Annotated in this window: 19 protein-coding genes; 9 read left to right on the top strand and 10 right to left on the bottom strand. The window is 36.9% G+C overall.

The window, feature by feature from the left end; genetic code table 11:
- Positions 1-89: 89 nt before the first annotated feature.
- From F4W09_RS15125 to F4W09_RS15115, 3 genes are all read left to right on the top strand, one after another.
- Positions 90-1,118, top strand: coding sequence for a helix-turn-helix domain-containing protein (locus F4W09_RS15125; RefSeq protein WP_044739802.1), 1,029 nt, complete (start codon positions 90-92; stop codon positions 1,116-1,118).
- A gap of 72 nt (positions 1,119-1,190) precedes the next feature.
- The gene (gene gcvH, locus F4W09_RS15120; protein WP_016168059.1) at positions 1,191-1,565 is read left to right on the top strand and encodes a glycine cleavage system protein GcvH; all 375 of its coding nucleotides are present in this window, start codon (positions 1,191-1,193) and stop codon (positions 1,563-1,565) included.
- Between the two features lie 258 nt (positions 1,566-1,823).
- A complete protein-coding gene (locus tag F4W09_RS15115) occupies positions 1,824-2,996 on the top strand; it encodes an MFS transporter (protein WP_151505269.1) in 1,173 nt (390 codons plus the stop codon).
- Positions 2,997-3,040: 44 nt separating this feature from the next.
- On the opposite strand, the gene F4W09_RS15110 is transcribed toward F4W09_RS15115, so the two are convergent.
- From F4W09_RS15110 to F4W09_RS15095, 4 genes are all read right to left on the bottom strand, one after another.
- A complete protein-coding gene (locus F4W09_RS15110) occupies positions 3,041-4,087 on the bottom strand; it encodes a 3-deoxy-7-phosphoheptulonate synthase (protein ID WP_151505268.1) in 1,047 nt (348 codons plus the stop codon).
- Between the two features lie 441 nt (positions 4,088-4,528).
- Positions 4,529-5,671 (bottom strand): fatty acid desaturase family protein, encoded by a 1,143-nt coding sequence (locus F4W09_RS15105; RefSeq protein WP_151505267.1) that lies wholly within the window; start codon positions 5,669-5,671, stop codon positions 4,529-4,531.
- Between the two features lie 24 nt (positions 5,672-5,695).
- Positions 5,696-6,721, bottom strand: coding sequence for a flavin reductase family protein (locus F4W09_RS15100; protein ID WP_044739798.1), 1,026 nt, complete (start codon positions 6,719-6,721; stop codon positions 5,696-5,698).
- 250 nt (positions 6,722-6,971) lie between these two features.
- Entirely contained in the window at positions 6,972-8,087 is a 1,116-nt protein-coding gene (locus F4W09_RS15095; RefSeq protein WP_016168064.1) for an S-(hydroxymethyl)glutathione dehydrogenase/class III alcohol dehydrogenase, read from the bottom strand.
- Positions 8,088-8,253: 166 nt separating this feature from the next.
- On the opposite strand from F4W09_RS15095, the gene F4W09_RS15090 reads away from it, so the two are divergent.
- Positions 8,254-9,762 carry a phospholipase D family protein gene (locus tag F4W09_RS15090; RefSeq protein ID WP_215899325.1) on the top strand — a complete coding sequence of 503 codons (1,509 nt, stop codon included), beginning with the start codon at positions 8,254-8,256 and terminating at the stop codon, positions 9,760-9,762.
- A 41-nt stretch (positions 9,763-9,803) separates the two neighbouring features.
- On the opposite strand, the gene F4W09_RS15085 is transcribed toward F4W09_RS15090, so the two are convergent.
- Complete coding sequence (locus F4W09_RS15085) at positions 9,804-11,246, bottom strand: aminotransferase-like domain-containing protein (RefSeq protein ID WP_151505265.1); 1,443 nt, start codon at positions 11,244-11,246, stop codon at positions 9,804-9,806.
- A gap of 140 nt (positions 11,247-11,386) precedes the next feature.
- On the opposite strand from F4W09_RS15085, the gene F4W09_RS15080 reads away from it, so the two are divergent.
- The gene (locus F4W09_RS15080) at positions 11,387-12,250 is read left to right on the top strand and encodes a DMT family transporter (protein ID WP_151505264.1); all 864 of its coding nucleotides are present in this window, start codon (positions 11,387-11,389) and stop codon (positions 12,248-12,250) included.
- Between the two features lie 33 nt (positions 12,251-12,283).
- On the opposite strand, the gene F4W09_RS15075 is transcribed toward F4W09_RS15080, so the two are convergent.
- The 3 genes from F4W09_RS15075 to F4W09_RS15065 all read right to left on the bottom strand — a co-directional run bounded on the left by F4W09_RS15075 (position 12,284) and on the right by F4W09_RS15065 (position 17,020).
- Positions 12,284-12,874 (bottom strand): uracil-DNA glycosylase family protein, encoded by a 591-nt coding sequence (locus F4W09_RS15075; RefSeq protein ID WP_151505263.1) that lies wholly within the window; start codon positions 12,872-12,874, stop codon positions 12,284-12,286.
- Positions 12,875-13,166: 292 nt separating this feature from the next.
- Positions 13,167-15,464: a YadA-like family protein gene (locus F4W09_RS15070; protein WP_151505262.1), complete on the bottom strand. Its 2,298-nt coding sequence runs from the start codon at positions 15,462-15,464 to the stop codon at positions 13,167-13,169.
- Between the two features lie 683 nt (positions 15,465-16,147).
- The gene (locus tag F4W09_RS15065; RefSeq protein ID WP_151505261.1) at positions 16,148-17,020 is read right to left on the bottom strand and encodes a hypothetical protein; all 873 of its coding nucleotides are present in this window, start codon (positions 17,018-17,020) and stop codon (positions 16,148-16,150) included.
- Between the two features lie 798 nt (positions 17,021-17,818).
- On the opposite strand from F4W09_RS15065, the gene F4W09_RS15055 reads away from it, so the two are divergent.
- A complete protein-coding gene (locus F4W09_RS15055; protein WP_151505259.1) occupies positions 17,819-18,148 on the top strand; it encodes a hypothetical protein in 330 nt (109 codons plus the stop codon).
- A 74-nt stretch (positions 18,149-18,222) separates the two neighbouring features.
- Here F4W09_RS15055 and F4W09_RS15050 read toward each other — a convergent pair whose 3' ends face one another.
- Entirely contained in the window at positions 18,223-18,987 is a 765-nt protein-coding gene (locus F4W09_RS15050; RefSeq protein ID WP_151505258.1) for a COG4705 family protein, read from the bottom strand.
- A gap of 273 nt (positions 18,988-19,260) precedes the next feature.
- Here F4W09_RS15050 and F4W09_RS15045 point away from each other — a divergent pair, with 273 nt between their 5' ends.
- The gene (locus tag F4W09_RS15045) at positions 19,261-19,656 is read left to right on the top strand and encodes a hypothetical protein (RefSeq protein ID WP_151505257.1); all 396 of its coding nucleotides are present in this window, start codon (positions 19,261-19,263) and stop codon (positions 19,654-19,656) included.
- A gap of 206 nt (positions 19,657-19,862) precedes the next feature.
- The gene (locus F4W09_RS17350; protein ID WP_244948583.1) at positions 19,863-20,024 is read left to right on the top strand and encodes a hypothetical protein; all 162 of its coding nucleotides are present in this window, start codon (positions 19,863-19,865) and stop codon (positions 20,022-20,024) included.
- A 115-nt stretch (positions 20,025-20,139) separates the two neighbouring features.
- Here the strand turns inward: F4W09_RS17350 and F4W09_RS17175 are convergent, their stop codons facing one another.
- Positions 20,140-20,301, bottom strand: coding sequence for a hypothetical protein (locus tag F4W09_RS17175; RefSeq protein WP_171492447.1), 162 nt, complete (start codon positions 20,299-20,301; stop codon positions 20,140-20,142).
- Between the two features lie 58 nt (positions 20,302-20,359).
- On the opposite strand from F4W09_RS17175, the gene F4W09_RS15035 reads away from it, so the two are divergent.
- Complete coding sequence (locus tag F4W09_RS15035; RefSeq protein ID WP_151505256.1) at positions 20,360-21,004, top strand: SOS response-associated peptidase; 645 nt, start codon at positions 20,360-20,362, stop codon at positions 21,002-21,004.
- Positions 21,005-21,095: the final 91 nt, after the last annotated feature.

The raw sequence follows: 21,095 nt of genomic DNA, 5'->3' as shown, positions 1-21,095 counted from the left end.
TCGAACAATTTATAAGGTGCATGCTACGATTTCATGCCAATATAAAAAACTGACTGATATAACAACATTAAACGTGCAATGGATCGCGCATGAATACTATTTCGTCTAGACAAGACCAAGGAATTCCTGGAGTCTATGGTCTGTTACTTTTAGATGTCGTGTCACGCTGGGGATATAACGCAGATACTTTATTTGCTCCATTCCAGCTCAATAGTGAAAAATTAGCAGAGCCAGATTTTCGAATCTCGACGTCGGTTGCCAATGCCTTAATTCAACATGCTTTAACCTTAACTGGCGAATCAACTCTAGGCTATCATTTAGGTACGCAAATGCGTATCTCTATTCATGGTTTTATTGGTTATGCCATTATGACCGCAAATGATATTACCGATGCGCTGGTCCTTGCTAACCGCTTTGTGCAATTACGACTGCCCTTCCTGCAAATCTATTTTTCTACTTTTGCTGAAAAAGCAACTTTGCAGCTTCGAAGTGATGTCAGTATAGAACCCTTGCGTTCAGAAATTTGTATTGCATTAACCATTGGCATCATTTCTATGGCCAAGGCTATGACAGGTGTCACTGATTTGGGAGGTGAAATTGATTTTGATTTTCCACAACCCGAAGGTTTTGAACGCTATATTACCAAGTTCCCAAATCATCAGTTTCGTTTTGATCAACCTCATTTATTGATGAGCTTTGATAAAAAATACCTCGCGTTAAAAATGGTAAATGCTGACCCGATTGCCAGTCAAATTGCAATCAACCAATGTGAAGCTGAGCTTTCGGCTTTAGGTGAGCGAAGACGGCTTTCTATGGCGGTTCGCGACATTTTGACGCATTCAGAGCAGCATTATTTAAGTATTGAAAATGTGGCATATCGCTTACATATGTCAGATAGAACCTTGAAGCGCCAGTTAGCGACTGAAGGAACCTCTTTTTCAACAATTGTTGATGAAGTACGCTACCGTCATGCAACGTCGCTACTTTCCCGAACAGATTACACACTAGAACAAATTGCAGATGAACTAGGCTATAGTGATGTTGCAAATTTCAGCCGTGCTTTTAAGCGTTGGAGTGGACGTAGCCCAAGTAATTGGCGTAAAGATCCGTACCTATAAACCTTTTGTTTTTATGTAAAAACATGTATAAAGCATGACAAAAATAAATGAATACTTTTAAGGAGTGTCATCATGAATCATCCTTCAGATTTAAAATATGCGAGCACGCATGAGTGGGTGAAAATTGAAGGTGATCTTGTTGTAACTGGGATTTCAGACCATGCGCAGGATGCCTTAGGCGATTTAGTTTATGTCGAAATGCCAGAAGTAGGACAACACGTTACTGCTGGTGAACAAGCGGGTGTCGTTGAATCTGTGAAAACAGCTTCTGATATCCATGCCCCTGTTTCTGGGGTTGTCGTAGAAGTGAATACTGCACTAGAAGACGATCCTGACTTTGTAAATGATGCTCCATATGGCAAAGGCTGGATCTACAAAATCAAGCCAAATAACATCGATGATGTAAACACGTTGTTGTCTAGTGCGGACTATGAAGCGGGGCTCTAAATGAGCTACGCATCTTTAAAAAATCAGCCTTCGAGCTGATTTTTTTATGGGTTAAATTGATCGATAATCAAATAATGATAATTTAAATATACATTAAAAACATTAATAGAAAAAAATATATCAAAATATCAATTTACTTTATTTTTCCTCTTTAATTGGTTAATATTAAACCTTATCTTCATGACCTTGGTACGCTCAGGGAATACATAAAAAGTTTAGCTACGTTGTCATGATTCCCTTACTACTTCTGGGTCAATTATGCCTCATTCAGCTTCAGTACAGCTCTGGAATAAGTCTTTTATTCTGTGTTTAGCCAATAACTTATTTCTATTTGTTTTTTATTTTGCACAAACCACAATTCTACCTATCTATATTTTGCAAGACTTACATGGCAGTCTTACTCAAGCTGGGCTCGTCATGACTTTATTTATGGCATCTTCTATTGCGGTACGCCCATTTAGTGGATTGATTATTGAAAAATTTGGTCGTAAAAAAACGTTTTTTGTTTCCGAGTTTTTGTTCTGTTTATTCTCAATTGCCTATATTTTTGCAGATAATTTACAAGTTTTACTCTGGTTACGCTTTTTACATGGAATTTGGTTTAGCATTTTAACTACAGTTACTGTACCTATTGCGAACGAATTCATTCCAGATTCACGCCGTGGAGAAGGTATGGGTTACTTTGTCATGTCAGTCAACTTAGGCATTGTCTTAGGTCCACTCATTGGTTTATCGCTTATTCAGCCATTATCTTATGCTGTTGTAGCAACTATTCTTGCTGCGATTGTATGTCTAGGTTTTGTGTTTTGTTTTCTCATTCCCGTGCAAACTGAGACTTCAACTATGCAAAAGATGCAGAAAAAGCAGTTATCTATTCATGATTTTGTTGAGAAAAAGGCGCTACCTGTTTCTATTATGGCCATGATGGTTTCATTTGCGTATGCCAGCATTATGTCATTTATCTCAACATATTCTGCATCAAAAAATTTGCTTGCATATGCCAGCCTATTTTTTATCGTTTTTGCGATTTCGATGATGAGTCTACGACCTTTGACTGGAAAAATTTACGACCGCAAGGGTCCAAGCTATGTTATTTACCCTGCTTTAGTATTGTTTGCAGTAGGTCTTATTCTATTAAGCCAAATCAATAGCTTGATCGGATTTATGCTTGCAGCCATTTTTATTGGAATGGGATTTGGTTCTGTACAACCCTGTTTACAAACACTGGCGATCCAACGCGCTGCGCCTCAACGGATTGGGCACGCAACCTCTACCTTCTTTACTTTTTATGATTTAGGTATTGCATTCGGTTCAATACTGTTAGGTATTCTGATCACAGCACAAGGCTATAGCATGTCTTATATCTTATGTGCGGTTCTCGTTCTACTGAGCCTATTATTTTATAAATTCTTTGTGGTCAAAATAGCATAAAAAATTAAGCCCCTGTTTTCAGGGGCTTTTTTACTATTTACTTTTTATGAATGTAATTGTTTTAATTGCAGTGCAGCTTCTAGCAATAGATGTTCAGTTTGTTCCCAACCAATACAACCATCTGTTACCGATTGACCGTAGATCATATCGCAAGAAATCTTTTGATTCCCTTGAACCAAATGACTCTCCAGCATGACACCACGTACTTGTGTTTCTGCTCGTTCTTTCACAATTTGACGCAGCACATCTGGCTGTAATGCTGGATTCTTGCTGCTATTGCCATGACTACAATCAATCACTAGCGCAGGCAAATTGCCTTTTACTTTCGCTTTAATTTTATTGATTTCTTCCGCCTGATAATTCGGACCAGTATTTGAACCACGTAAAATTAAATGCGCAAGTGGATTACCACGAGATTGAAGCACACACGGCAAACCAGACTGACTCATTCCTAAAAATTGATGAGCATGGGATGCCGATTGAATCGCGTCTAACGCAATTTGAATTGAACCATCCGTACCATTTTTGAAACCAATGCTATATGGCATTTGGCTTGCAATTTCACGATGAATTTGAGACTCACTCGTACGTGCTCCAATTGCACCCCAAGCCAATAAATCATCGAAGTAAGCCGTAGCCATTGGGCTTAAGATTTCACTCGCAATCGGCAAACCCATTTCAATAATGTGTAGATAAAGTTGGCGTGATTGCTTTAAACCCGCTTGTAAATCTGATGATCCATCTAAGTCAGGATCATACATAAAACCTTTCCAACCCACTGTTGTACGTGGCTTTTCAATATAAGTACGCATCACTAGAAAAATTTGATCCGAAACTTGCGCTTGTAAGTGTTGTAATTTCTGCGCGTATTCTAAAGCCGCGACAGGGTCATGAATAGAACAAGGCCCAGTAATGACCAAAAGACGTGGATCTGTACCAGCCAAGATATTTTGAATAGTTTGACGATGTTCGGCAATCTGTGCCGTAAGTGACACAGAAAGAGGAAGTTGTGTTTTGAGCTGCTGTGGCAAACTCAATAATGTTTCTTGTGAAGTCGGTTGATGTTGTAGTGCAGTATTTAGAGCGTTCATCGGTCTTTCCTTTGGACTGTCTATTCAGTCCGATCTTTTATTTGTGCGTTTTGGATCTATGGGATGATAAGGATTGAGTCATAAACTGACTAAAGTAAAACCAATAACCGTTGCTAAAATATGAAGTGTTAAATGCGTACATGTGAATCTCCTAAAAAATATATAAAAACAAAGCATAAAAAAACCTGACCGGGGTTGCCGATCAGGTATCAACTGGTGGGCAACCTTTATTTTGCCCAAACGCGTTCAGGCAATTAGCTAAACTGCCAGAAATAAAAATAAGCGTTTGCAATTAAAGGTTGCTTTAACATCTTTGTTTCATCAAAAAAGTATCTTGAATTAAAAATACGCCTTATTGCTACTTTTGACAACCTTTATTTTTGGAAAAATAGTTATGTCTAGAGCAACTTTTACTTATCAATCAATTAAATGATCTTACTTTTAAATCCATCGCTTGAATTGCGTTTGCAGAGTCAACTTGAATTGTTCCTTCCAGCCATTTGGTAATGAGCATTGGCCAAGTCGAACCCAAACACTTGCGAACTGTTTGATAAAACTGGCTTCATTGTAGTGTATGTCATACTCAGCGCACAGGGCTTTAACCTTTGGTGCTACTTCTGCATAACGGTTGGCAGGCATATCTGGAAAAAGATGATGCTCAATTTGATGGCTTAAGTTTCCACTTAAAATATGGAGCCATTTCGTACCTGAGAAATTGCTCGAACCTCGAATCTGGCGTAAGTACCACTCCGCTCGAGTTTCATTTTCTGTATTGTCTAACTCAAAAGTTTCAGCATCTTCTGTAAAATGTCCATTAAAAATCACAGCGGATGCCCATAAACTTCGGATCACATTGGCGACCGCATTCCCTGCAAAAACGGGAATGGCATTTGGTCCTGCTATTAAAGGAAAAAATACATAGTCTTTAATGACTTGGCGCTTTACTTTTTTACGTAATTTTATTGCATCTTGCCAGACTTCACGCCATGTCTTGGTTTTATACGCCAATACATCTTCCAGATGTAAATTCTGTACGCCCACATACCATTCAAAAAAAATCATCAATTGGATGGCTAGCGGAATGTTAAATAAAAATCTTGGCTCCCAAGGTTGGCTTTCACTCACTCGAATGAGTCCATAACCCACATCATGGTCTTTTCCAACAATATTGGTATAGGTATGGTGCACATAATTGTGGGTATATTTCCAATCATCACCTGTTGCAATGGTATCCCAATCGTAATTTGCACCGTTTAAACTGGGGTCATTTAACCAGTCAAACTGACCATGCATGACGTTATGCCCTAACTCCATATTTTCTAGAATTTTGGAAATCCCCAACAACCCAGTTCCCAATAACCAAAGAGGTGGTAACCAGCCCGCGACCATTAACATACCGCGTGAAGCAATTTCACTGTAGCGGACAAAATTTCGGATTTTGTAGATATAAGCAGCATCTTGTTCACCTAAACTTTGCATTGTGTCACGGCGAATGACTTCGATTTTTTCTCCAAAAGACTGAATTTCTTCATCTGTAAGATAACGAGATTTAGTATTACTTTGAAAATTAACGGGTTTATTCATTTTATTTGTCCCTACATTAAACTTTTATAAATTTATAACCACTGGGCTAATGGCCTGTGAAATACATAGTTTGATCTGTGTATTACTCTGCTCATCAATTTCACCTGTGAGCACATTTCGAACTACCCCCTGTACTTTGGTGCAAGAACACGTATTACAAATACCCATACGGCAGCCATGTGCAGGTTTAAGCCCTGCTTTTTCGGCACTTTCTAATAAATTATCTGTCGCTAAAAATTCCTGCTGCGCACGTAGAAAAGTCACAGGTTGTGCTTCTAGTGATTGATCAATCTGGATTTTAAAATATTCCATCTTGAGTAAATGAGAGATGCTTTGATTGACGTAAAGCTGCTGCACACTTTGCATCATGTTGTGTGCACCACAGACATAACACTCACGGCGCTGATAGTCAGGTACAAGTTGCTGAAGTAGTTGCTCAGTTAAGTGCTGTGAATTTTGTAAAGTATTCAATGGATGGTATTTAAACTGCGGATATTGTGCTGTTAAGGCTTCTAGTTCTGTGTGGTAGGCATTATCACGATTAAAATACAATAAATCGATTGGTTGTTCGGTACTTTTCAATGCCTGTTTGACTAAAGCGTAAATTGCAGTAATACCACTTCCAGAGGCAAAAAATAGCATTGCTGTTCCAGAGCATTGATTCAACACAAACTCGCCTTGAGCTTGAGAGATTTCGACGACGGAACCTAATGCTGAATTTGTTAAAACGTTTGAAACAGTACCTTGTTGTTTTACCGCAATTAATACATCTCCATTGTCGAGGATATCGACTATAGAATAACTGCGCTGTTGTCGAACACCTGCAATTACAACCGTGATCAACAGGCTTTGACCTGACTGAGCTTTCTCTGGTCTAAAATTTTGATTTGGGCGTAACTGTAACTGAATAAAGTCAGCACTTAATACTTTGCGCGCAACAAGCTGAGCTTTGACTCTTTTCCACGCCCAAGTCGGATGCACTTTTTCCGCGATGAAATCGACAAAATCTTCGCGTATCCATTCAGGCTTATATTGCACATGATTTCCCATAATTGTACTCATCTGAATCAATCTATATTTTTATACAACTGTCTTTTATTGCTGCGTTAACAATAGATTTAACTGATTCAGGGCTCTATGTCAGATGAGGACAAAACATATCATTTGGCATTTATTATCATTTTCTGTCTAACAAAATGTCATTTCTTGCCAATTTAGACGTTCAAAATAGCAATATTGATGTAGAACAAATAAAAAAAGACCAAGCTTTTGCTTGGTCTTTAGTCGTCACTAGGTGAATTTATTCAGAAAAATGTACCACTGAACGGATAGATTTTCCTTCATGCATTAAATCAAAGGCTTCATTAATTTTATCTAAACCCATCGTATGAGTCACAAAAGGTGCCAGTTGAATCTCACCTTTCATTGCATCTTCGACCATGCCTGGTAGTTGTGTACGTCCTTTTACGCCACCAAAAGCTGTACCCATCCATTTACGCCCCGTCACCAATTGGAATGGGCGTGTTGAAATTTCCTGACCAGCACCTGCTACGCCAATAATCACTGATTGTCCCCAACCTCGGTGTGCACATTCCAGTGCTGAACGCATGACGTTGGTGTTACCAATACATTCAAATGAATGATCGACACCCCAACCCGTCATTTCAACAATGACTTGCTGAATTGGTTGTTCGTAGTCTTTAGGATTTAAAAAATCTGTCGCACCAAACTGTTTCGCCAATTCAAATTTGTCAGGATTCATATCTACTACAATAATACGGCCTGCTTTCGCTTGTTTCGCACCTTGTACTACAGCTAAGCCAATACCCCCCAAACCAAATACAGCAACTGTGTCACCTTCTTGTACTTTGGCGGTGTTATGTACTGCACCAATCCCTGTTGTTACACCACAACCCAACAAGCAAACTTGCTCAGGGTTAGCTTCAGGATTAATTTTAGCTAATGATACTTCAGCAACAACGGTGTATTCACTGAAGGTAGAACAGCCCATGTAATGGTAAATTGGTTCGCCGTTATAAGAAAAACGTGTCGTACCATCTGGCATTACACCTTTACCCTGAGTTGCACGGACTGCAACACAAAGATTGGTTTTTCCTGATTTACAGAATAAGCATTCACCGCATTCTGCGGTATACAGTGGAATAACATGATCGCCTGGTTGAACGCTGGTTACGCCTTCACCCACTTCAATCACAATACCTGCACCTTCATGCCCCAATACAGCAGGAAAAACGCCTTCAGGATCATCACCAGATAAAGTAAATGCATCGGTATGGCATACACCCGTATGGGTAATTTTAACCAATACTTCCCCTTTCTTAGGCGGAGCAACGTCAATTTCTACAATTTGAAGTGGTTGTCCTGGCGCAAAGGCTACGGCTGCACGTGATTTCATGCCATGTTCATCCTTATATCAATATTTAACAGATGAACTACAGTAACCGCTTTTTAAACCTTAATACAACCATAACAGCATGATAATATGTATTTATATTGGTAATAATGAATTAGAAAAAATGCAGAAAAATACCAGGTACTTCTCCTTATTATTATGTGCAAGCATGAGTTCACTGACTGCTTGTAGTCTCCCTCAAAACGAAGCCAAAAAACAATCTGCATCAGACTACCACACGGAACATTGGATACAACGCCAAAATATTGATGCCCAACTCAAACAAGGTCTTACAGCCTATTTAGCATTAGATGATGCATTTATGAGTATTGCATCACGTATTTACCTAATACGCGATGCGAAACATACGCTCGATTTGCAATATTATATTTGGGAAAATGACTCATTAGGCCACATGATGCTGGCTGAACTGTTAAAAGCAGCAGACCGCGGTGTTAAAGTCCGCCTTATGATTGATGATCAAAATGGTACCAAACTAGATCCATTACTGAAAAAGTTAGTTGCACACCCAAATTTTGAAATCAAACTCTACAACCCTTATAAATATCGACATTTTAGGGTTATTGATTATACTTTTCGCTTGAAACAGATCAATCATCGTATGCATAACAAGCTAATTATTGCCGATGGCGTCATTGCAGTGACTGGAGGACGTAATATTAGCCGTGAATATTTTGATGCAGGTCAAGATTTTCAATTTACTGACATGGACATCTTGTTCTTTGGAAATGCAGTAAAATCCGCCAATCAAATTTTCATTAACTTCTGGAATAGTGACCTGAGTTATTCAGTACAACAACTGATTGGGGTTGGATCGGTAGATGATTTAGATCTACTTCGTAAAAGTTATGCGATGAACGATCATGAAAAAGAACGGTTCATTAACCAACTAGATTTGGCACAGAAACAAATCATGGCGCAATTGCAGGAACGTCAAGTTGAATGGGTTAAAGCACAATTTTTGGCTGATTATCCTGAAAAAACGCTTGGCAATATTGCTCAAGATAAATTGCTGTATTCTCAACTCAAACATGCAATGGGTATTCCTAAAGAACATTTAGAATTGGTATCGGCTTATTTTATACCCACTAAAGAAGGAGCTACTTTTCTTGCTGATCTTTCACATCAAAATATTAAAGTTCGTGTTTTAACCAATTCTTTTTTAGCTAATGATGTGGCTTTGGTCCATGCTTTCTATCAAAAATATCGGAAAGAGCTGCTTAAAAATGGCATTCAACTTTATGAGTTTAAACCTAATATTCAACGAAAACAGCGTACTTGGTATGAGGTATTAACAGGTAATGCAATTCCTGCCAAAGGAAAAAGTTCGTCAAGATTACATGCCAAATTTTTTGACGTAGATGGCAAAGTTTTTATTGGTTCATTTAATTTTGACCCTCGTTCAGTGAACTTAAATACTGAAGTGGGCTTGGTGGTCGAATCGGATCATTTACAAAACCAAGTCACACATGCGATGGATCGCTACTTACCCCAAATTGCATACGAATTAAAACTTAATCCTCAAGGTGAAATTATTTGGTTAGAACATCATGAAAATGGGCAAATAACTGAATATCATGTTGATCCGCACACCACAAAGTTTCAGCGTTTTACTTTTAAAAGTTTGTCCTACTTACCCATTGAATGGATGATGTAATGACAAAATCATTACATCTTATACATTTTCTCATCAAAAAATTAATTCGGTTGCATTTCATTCTTATTAATCAACATTTTGGAATTTGGTTTTTCATGATCAAAACTAAAACTATCCATCACTTCCGCAATAATCTCAAATATTTGGGGATTCATGCACTGCGCTACATTAAAACGCATTAAATGTTTTGCACCTTCTGATTGGCTAAATGCATGCCCTGGAGCAAGAATTAATCCACGTTTTAGACAACGTCGAGATAATTCTGCTGCATCAATCTCTGAAGGAAGTTTACACCATAAGAAAATTCCAGCTTTGGGAATAAGTACAGGTTCTATATGCAGTTGCCTTAATCGTTGAATACATAACCCCATACTGGTATTGAGTTTCTTTTTTAATGACTCGATATGTTTTAAATATTGACTATCCATAAGTGCAGAAAATATGATTTCTGCATTCAAATGTCCACTACTAAAATTAGTTGCTATTTTTAAATCAATATATTTTTCAATATCTTGTTGACTAGAAACAATATAACCACAGCGAAGTGAAGCGGTCAAAGTTTTAGAGAAGCTACCAATTTGAATCACCCGCCCTAAACCCATAAGTGTGCAATAACGAGGTGCGGGAACATATTCAAACTCTGAAAAAATATCATCTTCCACAATCATTAGATTCGCTTGATCCGCTAATTTGGCAACTTGATAAGCTCGTTGTATGGATAAGGTCGCACCAGTTGGATTATGAATTCCAGAATTGGTTAAATAAAGCTTGGGTTGATATTGTAAGGCTTGTTCGAAACGTTCAATATCAGGACCTTGGGCTGTAAATGGAATTGCAATTGCCTGTAAATGGTGGGCTTGAATCAATGCCTGAAAATTAAAATAGCATGGATCATCGACTAGAATGACATCCCCAGCTTTCAAATGTACACGAAAAATTAGGTCTATAGACTGAGTACCAGAATCTGTAATTAAAATCTGCGAGGGTTCAACTTGTATTTCATATTGATTATTTTTACGGGCAATCCATTGTCTTAAGCCCATATGACCATGCGGTACAGGATATTCCACTAACATCTTTAAAGATGATTTAGCTGCATGTTTTAGAGCTTTACGTAAACTACTTTCAGGCATCCACTCTGGAGGTAACCAGCCGCAACCAGGTTTAAGCGTTTCTTCATTTGCATCCAGAGATTGGCGTGAAATCCATAAAGGATTAATTTCTCGCTCATATTGAACATGATGCTCTGCTATTTTCTTTGTTTGCATCTGTCCTTTAACATAAAACCCAGAACCCGCTCTTGCCTCAAGTACACCCTCTGTAACTAAACGTGCATACGCTTCCACAACTGTCGAAATTGAAAAATTGAGATCTTGCGCTAAACGCCGTACCGAAGGTAAGCGTGCCCCAGCAACAAAACGTTGGTTTGCAATTTGGGATTTGATTTTTTCCATCACAATATCAATTTTGCTGTGAGTATGCATGATAACTAATATTCAACTTAATAGATTTCTGACAGTGGGAATTGTATACCAATACAGTTATTTAAAATTGTACTGGATTGTATCTGTTTAGAGCTTCTCATTTGGCATGTAATTGAATTATAGAAAAATGAGATTTAAGCATGAAGCAAAGTAATATGGGTTGGATACATGGCTTTCTAGGTATGGTCATTTTTGCAGGTTCTATGCCTGCTACACGTCTTGCTGTGGTGGGATTCAGTCCAGAATTTCTCACAGGTGCTCGTGCTGTCATCGCCGCTGGACTCGCAATATTTTGCCTTCTATTATTTAAACAACCCATTCCTAACCTTAAACAAATCAAATCTTTAATTGTAATTGCATTTGGTGTTGTGTTCGGTTTTCCATTTTTTACAGCTCTTGCTTTAGAACACATGACTGCGGCACGTGCCCTTATTTTTGTTGCATTACTCCCTTTAGCAACCGCCATTTTTGCAGTGTTACGTGCAGGCGAAAGACCTTCAAATAAATTTTGGCTTTCTGCAATCATAGGTAGCAGTTTTGTTGCCATCTTTATGTGGTTTCAAGATCAGCAAAGTTTTCATCTTAGCAGTGATCTATATATGCTTATTGCTGTATTGGTTTGTGGTTTAGGCTATGCCGAAGGTGGACAACTCTCAAAACAGCTCGGTGGTTGGCAAGTCATTTGCTGGGCATTGATTATTGCTTTACCTTTAATGTTGCTGTTATTTGGCATTTATTATCCTAAAAATTGGGCATCAATTCCTGTTACAGCATACGCAGGATTGTTCTATGTTTCCCTTTTTAGCATGCTGATTGGTTTTGTTTTTTGGTACAAAGGTTTGGCATTAGGCGGCGTTGCACGTGTTGGGCAAATTCAACTTTTACAACCTTTTTTGGGGCTCATACTTTGTACTCTAGTACTTCATGAATCTATCGATTTTGCCATGATTTTCGTGTGTTTCGCCGTCATTATATGTGTCTTCTATGCCAAAAAGTATGCCTAAGACTCTAGGCTCTAACTTGAAAGATACATCTATTTAAATTAAACCAATTTTTTGGAAAAGCTGTTCATAGGCTTCAGCTTTTTTCTCTAATGCTAATGGGTACGCGCGCGAAGATGATGGCATTCGAGATAAAGTTAACTCCCGATCTGCAAAAAATGTCTGTGAACTTGTCCCAATTATAGGTTTTTCCGTGCCTTCAGGCATGGATAACATAAGCGTGTCTGTCGCTTTATCCCCTGTAGTAACAATGTTTTGACAAAAAGGAATCTTGGCTAATAAGGTCGTTAGATCGGTCGGAGTTTCTATATGCAAAAATTTATCTGAGGCATTATCTTTTAAACGAACAACTTGATATGCCGTATCAAAAATAGCGATCCCTTTTTCAGTTAAGAAATCACGGATTTGCTGCTCATAAAAATTCTTATTTGGAAGATCTAGAAAATACGCTTTGTCTTGAAAAAAGATAAGACCAAAGATTCGCCACATGTCGTTCTGATAATTCGGATAATAAAAATCCATTTTCCAACGTGTTTTCGGTGGCGGAAAACTACCCAGCATCAGTAATTTTGCATTTACTGGTAAAAATGGTTCAAGTGGATGGGTTTCTATTTTAAATTCAGACATTTAGTTCAATATATAAAAGAGATTTTTACTCACCAATCTTAGCATAATTGTATGAAATTTATCGAATGAGCTTTTCAGATTCTTGAGTTCTAAAGAATCATTCACAATATTTTCACAAAATTTTCACAATATCATTTACAAAAATATTTGTTAGATTGACCATTTTGACACGCTTACATCTTAAAAATTAGCACTCATTTTCTTTTAATATGTAAAACAGCAAAATACAGACAAATAAAAAAGGCATGCCTTAATTTGAGGCATGCCTTTTTAATGATTTTAATTAACTAAATTATTTCCAAGTATAAGAAACACCAGCGCCTACTGTCGTTGTGTTTCCATTATTGAAACCTGATGAAAATGCCCCCTTAACAGCCACTCCATTTTCGAAATAGTGACTTGCTCCCACTGCGATTGCGGATTGACTATCAAAGTGCCCCATACCTAGACCTACAGTCGAAGCACCCTGCTCCGCAGGCATCGGAATATTTGCCATTGCAGTTATACCAGCTATCCCTTGTGCAGCAATTTCACGATTTTTACGAACATCATGATTTGTTTGGTCTATACGATTTGAGGTATCTCTAAAGCTATTTTCTAAATCTAAAACCTTAGTATCTGTATAGGCTTTGGCATCTGTTAGTACTTTGGCATTTCCGTCTTTCATCTGCTTCACATTTACAGCATCAGTATCTTCAATACCTGCTGCGACATGGATGATTTGGCGCTCTTTTCCTGATGCTCCTACTGATACAGTATTATCTCGAGAAGATGCAGAATCATTTCCTAAAACTACTGAGTTCTTAGCTGAGGTATTTACGTTATTTCCTATTACAAAGCTATTATTGCTATTGATTGTATTATCATTACCAACTGCGTAGCTTCCATCCCCTTGAACAAGATTTGGATCCCCAAAAGCTCCAGACCTGTTGCCTTTGACATTATTTCCTTTACCTACCACTGTATTTGATTCGCCCTTTGCAGAGGCACCAGATCCTACAACGGTATTGTGATTACCATCTGCTACGGCACCATCACCTAAGGCCGTTGCACCAGTTCCAGTTGCTTTTGCTCCTATTGAAGTTGTATTAGGATCAACATCAAGATATGGACTATTACCACTTTGACTTGTTAACCAGTCTTTTTCAGTTCCGTTATATCCATTATCGACAGCTACTTCATATGCACTCTTACCTTGAGCTCCGGTATCACCCTTAACACCTTGGATACCCTGAGCTCCTGTAGCACCTACATCACCTTTATCGCCCTTGTCACCTTGGATACCCTGAGCTCCAGTATCACCTTTATCACCCTTAACACCTTGGATACCCTGAGCTCCAGTATCACCTTTATCACCCTTAACACCTTGGATACCCTGAGCTCCTGTAGCACCTACATCACCTTTATCGCCCTTGTCACCTTGGATACCTTGAGCTCCTGTAGCACCTACATCACCTTTATCGCCCTTGTCACCTTGAATACCCTGAGCTCCAGTATCGCCTTTATCGCCTTTAACACCTTGGATACCTTGAGCTCCTGTAGCACCTACATCACCTTTATCGCCTTTAACACCTTGGATACCTTGAGCTCCTGTAGCACCTACATCACCTTTATCGCCCTTGTCTCCTTGAATACCTTGAGCTCCTGTAGCGCCTACATCACCTTTGTCGCCCTTAACACCTTGAATACCTTGGGCTCCAGTATCACCTTTATCACCCTTATCACCTTGGATACCCTGAGCTCCTGTAGCACCTACATCACCTTTATCGCCCTTGTCTCCTTTAAGTGAAGCCAGCCATTGTGTTTGAGAACCGACATAACCATTATCAACTGCAATCTCATATGCACTCTTACCATCAGCTCCACCACCTCCTGGTAAAGCATCAAGTTGGCTCTGTAGGTTGGTTAGTTTCGTATTCACTGCAGTAAATGCACTACCAATATTTGTATAGTTTGAACCTTGTATTGTGTATGTTGGTCCAGTAAATACTCCTCCACTAAAACCAGAACCACCACCAAAAACATTTGCTACTGAATTTAGTTGTCCAAAATTGACCGCATCATTGGAAGATGTACCATTTAATAGGTTAGTGATTTTATTACTATTGAAGGAAATTGAACCATTTCCAGGATCATTCCCTAATGTACCTTTAGAGGTAATTCCACCTACCCCAACTTTTAAAGTATCAGTACTAATTGTTACATTTAAATCATCATTCAACAGTTTATTATCGGAAACCAATGTGCCTGAAGGTTGATTTAAACAATAAAGTGTTCCCCAGTATTGTTGGGAAATAATCGTATTATTTAATCCAGCAGTCGCAATACTCGGATTATTGTTAGAGCCTTGTGCGCCACATGTAATCACTTGCTCAGCAAACACTTGTTGCGAAACTAAACTGATTAAAGATAGACCTGTAGCCACAACGAGTGGTTTCAACTTAAATAATTGGATGTTACTGGTTTTTTTTGATGGTTGTTGCACGCTTCCAGTGATCTGATTCCCCTTACCTGAATTTTTGGTATTTTCTGATACAACGACACAGCACCCTAGAGATTTATTCCAAATTTTTTTAAAGATAAGATTCACATTATTTCCTTTTTTGTTGATCTAAGTATAAAAAAGTATACATATTCTTTACTTATATCAACAAAAACATACTTGTAACCTAATAAAAATATTGAATTTAAGGGTTGCCAGTCTTAAAACTTTAGTAGTTATTTTTGAAATCATATTGTTGTTTTATGATCGCTCTTATCTATTACCTACGATTTATGTATAAATAACAAATATCAATAAAAGTTTTATAATTTACGCTATCTTTATGTTTTTTCAATAATTATCGAAACAGTCTTCAAGACTTTGGCAAAATTCCTGCAATATTATTATCGAAAATATAGAAAAGATTGACCGTATTGACGATCATAAAATGCTAAATTTTTGCTAATATCTCACAACAATTAAAACTCTTTTATAAGAATCCAAATATGAAAGATTGGCTCTACTTCCACATTAAATTCCTACTCAGCACTAGTGCCCCCTTTTATGAAAAATCTGATCGTCTCTGAGAATTATAGAATAGATAGGTGACTTTTTTTAACAGATAGTACATGTTGATTAACTTATATAAATTCACTCATTCATATAGAAGAGAATATTAAGCTACTAATTATTTTTTAATTTAAAAATAAGGAATTACCCCATTCAAATATGAACGGGATAATTAAAAACATCGAAACTCAAGAATATCAAAACTAAGATACACCTATCAGTTAAATGCCTAGAGATGCCATCTCCATTGCAGATCTATAACTTGCTGCAACCGTAACTATACAAGTTTTATATGTTGGCTGTTGTTTGACACCGGTAATGTAGGCAATTATGTTAGTAAAATATTTACCTATGTATGAGAGCCCTGGAGCTGCCCCGTAACCAGGTGGTTTTGGAACCAAACTAAAATTAGCTGAACATGTACTAATAGCCTGTACTGCCTGAGATAAAACTACTCCAACCTCCGCATTATAATCCCATGAATTTGCTATAGATGCCCCCCAAATATTGGTTGCAATCGTTTTTGCAGCCTCTTGATCACTAACTGAAGCAACTCTTGCCTGTGCTTGAGTTCCTGATTTGAGCGATGGGGCTACCACATATGAGCTACAATCTGTTTTTTGATTTACATTAAATTTAAGAATCGAATTTTTATTCGCATTAGCATAAATGATTTTAGGATTATTAAATTGTTTTAAGAATACTTGAATCGTTGGATGTAAAGATTTTGAACAGCTAGCATCATTGGTGAAATATTTTAAAGTATTGTTGTTTTTATCAAATGTAGCAGCAAATATTCTTCCATCTTCATAAATCGTTGCTGCTGAATATGCAGTAGAATCTCGCGTTCTTCCTTCATAATACAAAGCATTCGCTGTCTTCAGCTTATATGGAGCTGCATACTCTTCAAAATTATTATAGAAATTAGAATAATCTTGGGCTAGCACTATCTGTAATTGAGACTGCACAGTTGAATCAAGTGCAATACTTTTAACATTTTGAATGGAACTATATGCATTAACTTTAATAGGATTTGCATATGTAGCTGAAATTAACATAAAAAATAGTGCACTAAGCACTGCCATTTTTTTCATCATAAAGACCTTAATAATTCTTGTAATCAAATATTTAAATTATCCAAGATTTAAACACAAGGTAAATTAAAAAATAATTGATACAAAAAGTGTATAAGGAATAATCTATGTCTACTTAAAGAATGATATAAATTAAATTCCTCCTAATTGTGAGTACAATAAGGTCTTAGTTGACTTAAGATGATAAATCAGTAGCTAAGAGAGAATCACTATTTCCAATCATTTAGGTCCTATCTTGAGGGATGGATTTAAGGTTTGATGGCTTTGTAGTGGGAAACTTGGTATTTTTATTTTATATTCCATAAATTAACACTATTTTTTAAATAATTAGAATTTTGGGACCATAATGAATAATTCTGAACGATTAATTACTGCATTTTTCTACTCTATTGGTGGGATCATCCTAGGTCTAGGTCTAGCAATATTTTCCACCCTATATCTAAACTCTACAATCAGTTCATCTAAAATTGTAATTTTTACAGTAATCAGTTGCTTCGCGATAGGTTATTTATTTCCGAATGTAGTTGCCAATATTTTTAGGTGGATTTGGAAAATCTTCGTAAATTAAACTTTATGATCAAAGAGTTAACAATCATTAATTTAAAGAGTGCTATAGATTATAATTCTAGCTACACATAATGTAAATGTTGTAGATTTGAATCTACGGAAAATTTAAAACCTATGTAAAATTTTTTATATTTTCCTAAAGTTTAATTAATAGACAAACATATATTCTACTTTGTATTTGGATATTTAGATCATAAAATTAATAAGTTTTTGATATTATTAGTATTTCTTGTGATTTATTTTATATATTCTAGCTATACACTTAAAAAAGATGTTGAAAGATCAATATTAGCTACTGATAAAATAAAAGTGTGTGGTAAATATTTAGGCATCAAAACTAGCCCTGGAGCTACTCGGGCTGGGCCAAAAGATTATATTACTTTTCAAAACGATGATGGCAGTATCAGTCAATTTCACAGCATTCCTAGATATCAAAATGAATTATTTGATCTAAAGCAAATCTATGCTGATGACCGAATTTGTTATTACTACTCATTAAAATATACTGTTAATGGCAATGATTATTTTATTAGTCGAATTGATATCTTAAGAAACAGATAGCACCCGATTGAGATTTCCTATTAAACATAATGGCGATTATTCGAACTGCCCTCAATTAATCTACACCTCTGGGATCAATGTGCTATTTTTGCTGCTTTCGGCTTAAAGATAACAAGACAAATGATAATAAATGCAAGCAATACAAATGAAGCTCCAAATCTACTGAGATCTAACCCACCATGACTAATAGGCTTATCCAAGAAATCTCCAAGAACAGCCCCTAATGGTCGAGTGAGTACAAATGCTGACCAGAATAGAAAGGTTCTTGACACCTTAGTCCATACATACAGGAAGGTTAATACCAATAATAGTCCACCGAAAATCAATGCTGCGCTTGTATACCCTAAGCCTTGCGTATCTGCAGTCCAGTCCCCCAATGCCGTCCCAAGTGTTTGAGAGAACATAATAGTTAACCAGTAAAATGCCTCACTTTTTGACGATTGGATATTGTTAACCGAAATTGACCCACTGCTACGGTACCAAGTAAATAAAGATGCGAGCAATAATCCTAAAAGGATGAGACTTCCACCAAGATAACCAACGCCTAAAGTTCGGTCGACATAATCGGCTATTGTGGTTCCAAGTGTTGTTGTTGCAATAATCGTTGCCCAGTAGAAAAAAGGACTATATTCTTTTGCCTTAATTTGCGCTGCGACAAAGATCGCAAAAATGATGGTAAAGATGCCTGTACTTATCGCATATCCTAGATTTAAGGACATAGATAAAGCATCCCCCGCTGTTTCACCTAATGTCGTAGCAGCAATTTTAATAATCCAAAAGAGTAATGTGACTTCAGGTACTTTGCTTAGTACCTCGTCAAGATTTCTAGTAGTTGTCATAAGATCTACCTATCTTTTTATTAATAATAATCTTATGGTAAGCGGATTAATTGAATCTTAATGTTTACTATATTTCTAATTATTAAGCTAAGGTGTTCTCAATGAATGATTGGCCCTATATTTACATAAAATTTCTGCTCAGCATTAGTGAGCCATTTTACAAAGAACCAGGTTGGTCATTGGGTTTGAAGAATAATTATGTGGTTTTGAGTAATCTTCATAGCTAAAGTTACTAAGAGAAACTGAGTGTTTGGAATATATCTTGAGTATTAAATGATTAAATCAGCTGAAGAATTTGTTTTACTGCGTAGAAGTGAAGCACCTGACAAATATATGCGTGCAGTCCATGAAGAAGCCACTGACACTGTTTGGATGGATGTTATTTCCAAGTTCCCAGAAATGAAAGAATGGGTAGCGCACAATCGTACAGTACCATTAAATATTTTAAACATTCTTGCACGAGATATGGATGACTCTGTACGAGCAGCTGTCGCTAGTAAGAGAAAGCTTAGTCCTGAGCTATTTGAATTATTATCCAAAGATAAGAGTGAAGTAGTTCGAGAAAGAGTCGCATATAATAAAAAGGCTCCACTTCATATTTTGAAAATGCTTGCAAATGATCAAATAATTTTTGTTCGCGAGGCTGCTTTAAAGCGTATCGAAAATTAACAATTTATTCAAAGAAAATTGATAATTAGTAGGGAAAAGTTGACAGTTGGTGATTAGTAAGTATTATTCAAATACTTTAATACATCTAAATATATGAAATGAAAAAGTTTTATTTAACTATTGTAATTATGATTTCATTTACATGTTCAGCTGCTAATGCTGAATATTATAAAGTTTATGTAAAACGAGACGATAGTAATTTATACATGGATAACTCTACAGGTTTAGTCATCAAGACAAAATATTGTTATGAATATACTTATGGCGATGAAGCAGTATTAATTTATGAAAAATACTCTTATTCCAATCAATTAGTTTTTAAAAATGGACAAAAGTGTGATGTTGATTGGATTGCCGTAAAACAGTAAATCCTAAACCCTCACTTGAGGGCTTTCTTAAAAAAGCTCTCACAGCCTTGTATGAACACCTTATTAACCTGCATCTTTGAATCGCCTTTATCATCATCGCATTAATCAATGCTTTTTAACTGGTTGTACTTCGCATACAAATAGCCATGGCATTGCTCGCTTCCATCTGCGAAGCCAACCGTGGATCAATATTTCGAGTTTGTGATGCATTCGGTGCCCATAACGCAAAAAACATGAATGTAATAATGATTCCTGTAATAATTTTTGTAATATTCATTTTATCGTTATCATAATGTATTGTTTAAGCATAATAATGAGAATAAAGAGACTTTTCCATGTGTTCCAACTATCTACCTATCCGAAAAGATCGGATTCATCTATTGGAATTGTTAGAGCCAACTTTCCAATACAAAGAACACACTTACCCTAACTATGAAGCTCCATTGCTTTTCTCAAAAAAAGAACAATTAGAATGGAGACTTGCGCGATTCGGTTTGGTTGCTCCATGGGTCAAAGATTTAAAAAAAGTCCACAATACGTTTAATGCCCGATCTGAAACTGTGCATGAAAAGCCCAGTTTTCGAAATGCCTGGAAGAAGAACCAATTCTGCCTTATCCCTGCTGATGTGATTTTTGAGCCTAAATATATCGATGGAAAGCCTGAATGGTGGGGAATCTATCGTAAGGATGAAATGCCTTTTACGATAGCTGGGATTTATGAGTACGCTGTTGTAAATGGTCAGGAAATTAGATCGATGAGTATGTTGACAATCAATTCAGATCAGCATCCATTTATGAATCAGTTTCATGCACCAGACGATGAAAAACGGTCAATCATTGTAATCCCAAAACAGCTAAGAAAAGACTGGCTACAATGCAATCATGAAGATGCACCTGACTTTTTCTTGGATATGCCTTTAGGTGAGTTTGATGCAATGCCTAAGTCTTCAATGAAAGATTTTCGACCAAATGCACTATGAGTGACGACAAGTTTTGACTTGTTGCTGTTTATCCACAACTTTTTAAATTTGAATTTTAATCCCTGTTAGTAATATCCTATTTAAACAAATT

Source organism: Acinetobacter tandoii (genome assembly GCF_008867985.1).
Taxonomy (GTDB): Bacteria; Pseudomonadota; Gammaproteobacteria; order Pseudomonadales; family Moraxellaceae; genus Acinetobacter; species Acinetobacter tandoii.
The sequence above is the reverse complement of the archived record's forward strand: the minus strand, read 5'-3'. Positions and strand labels throughout refer to the sequence as shown.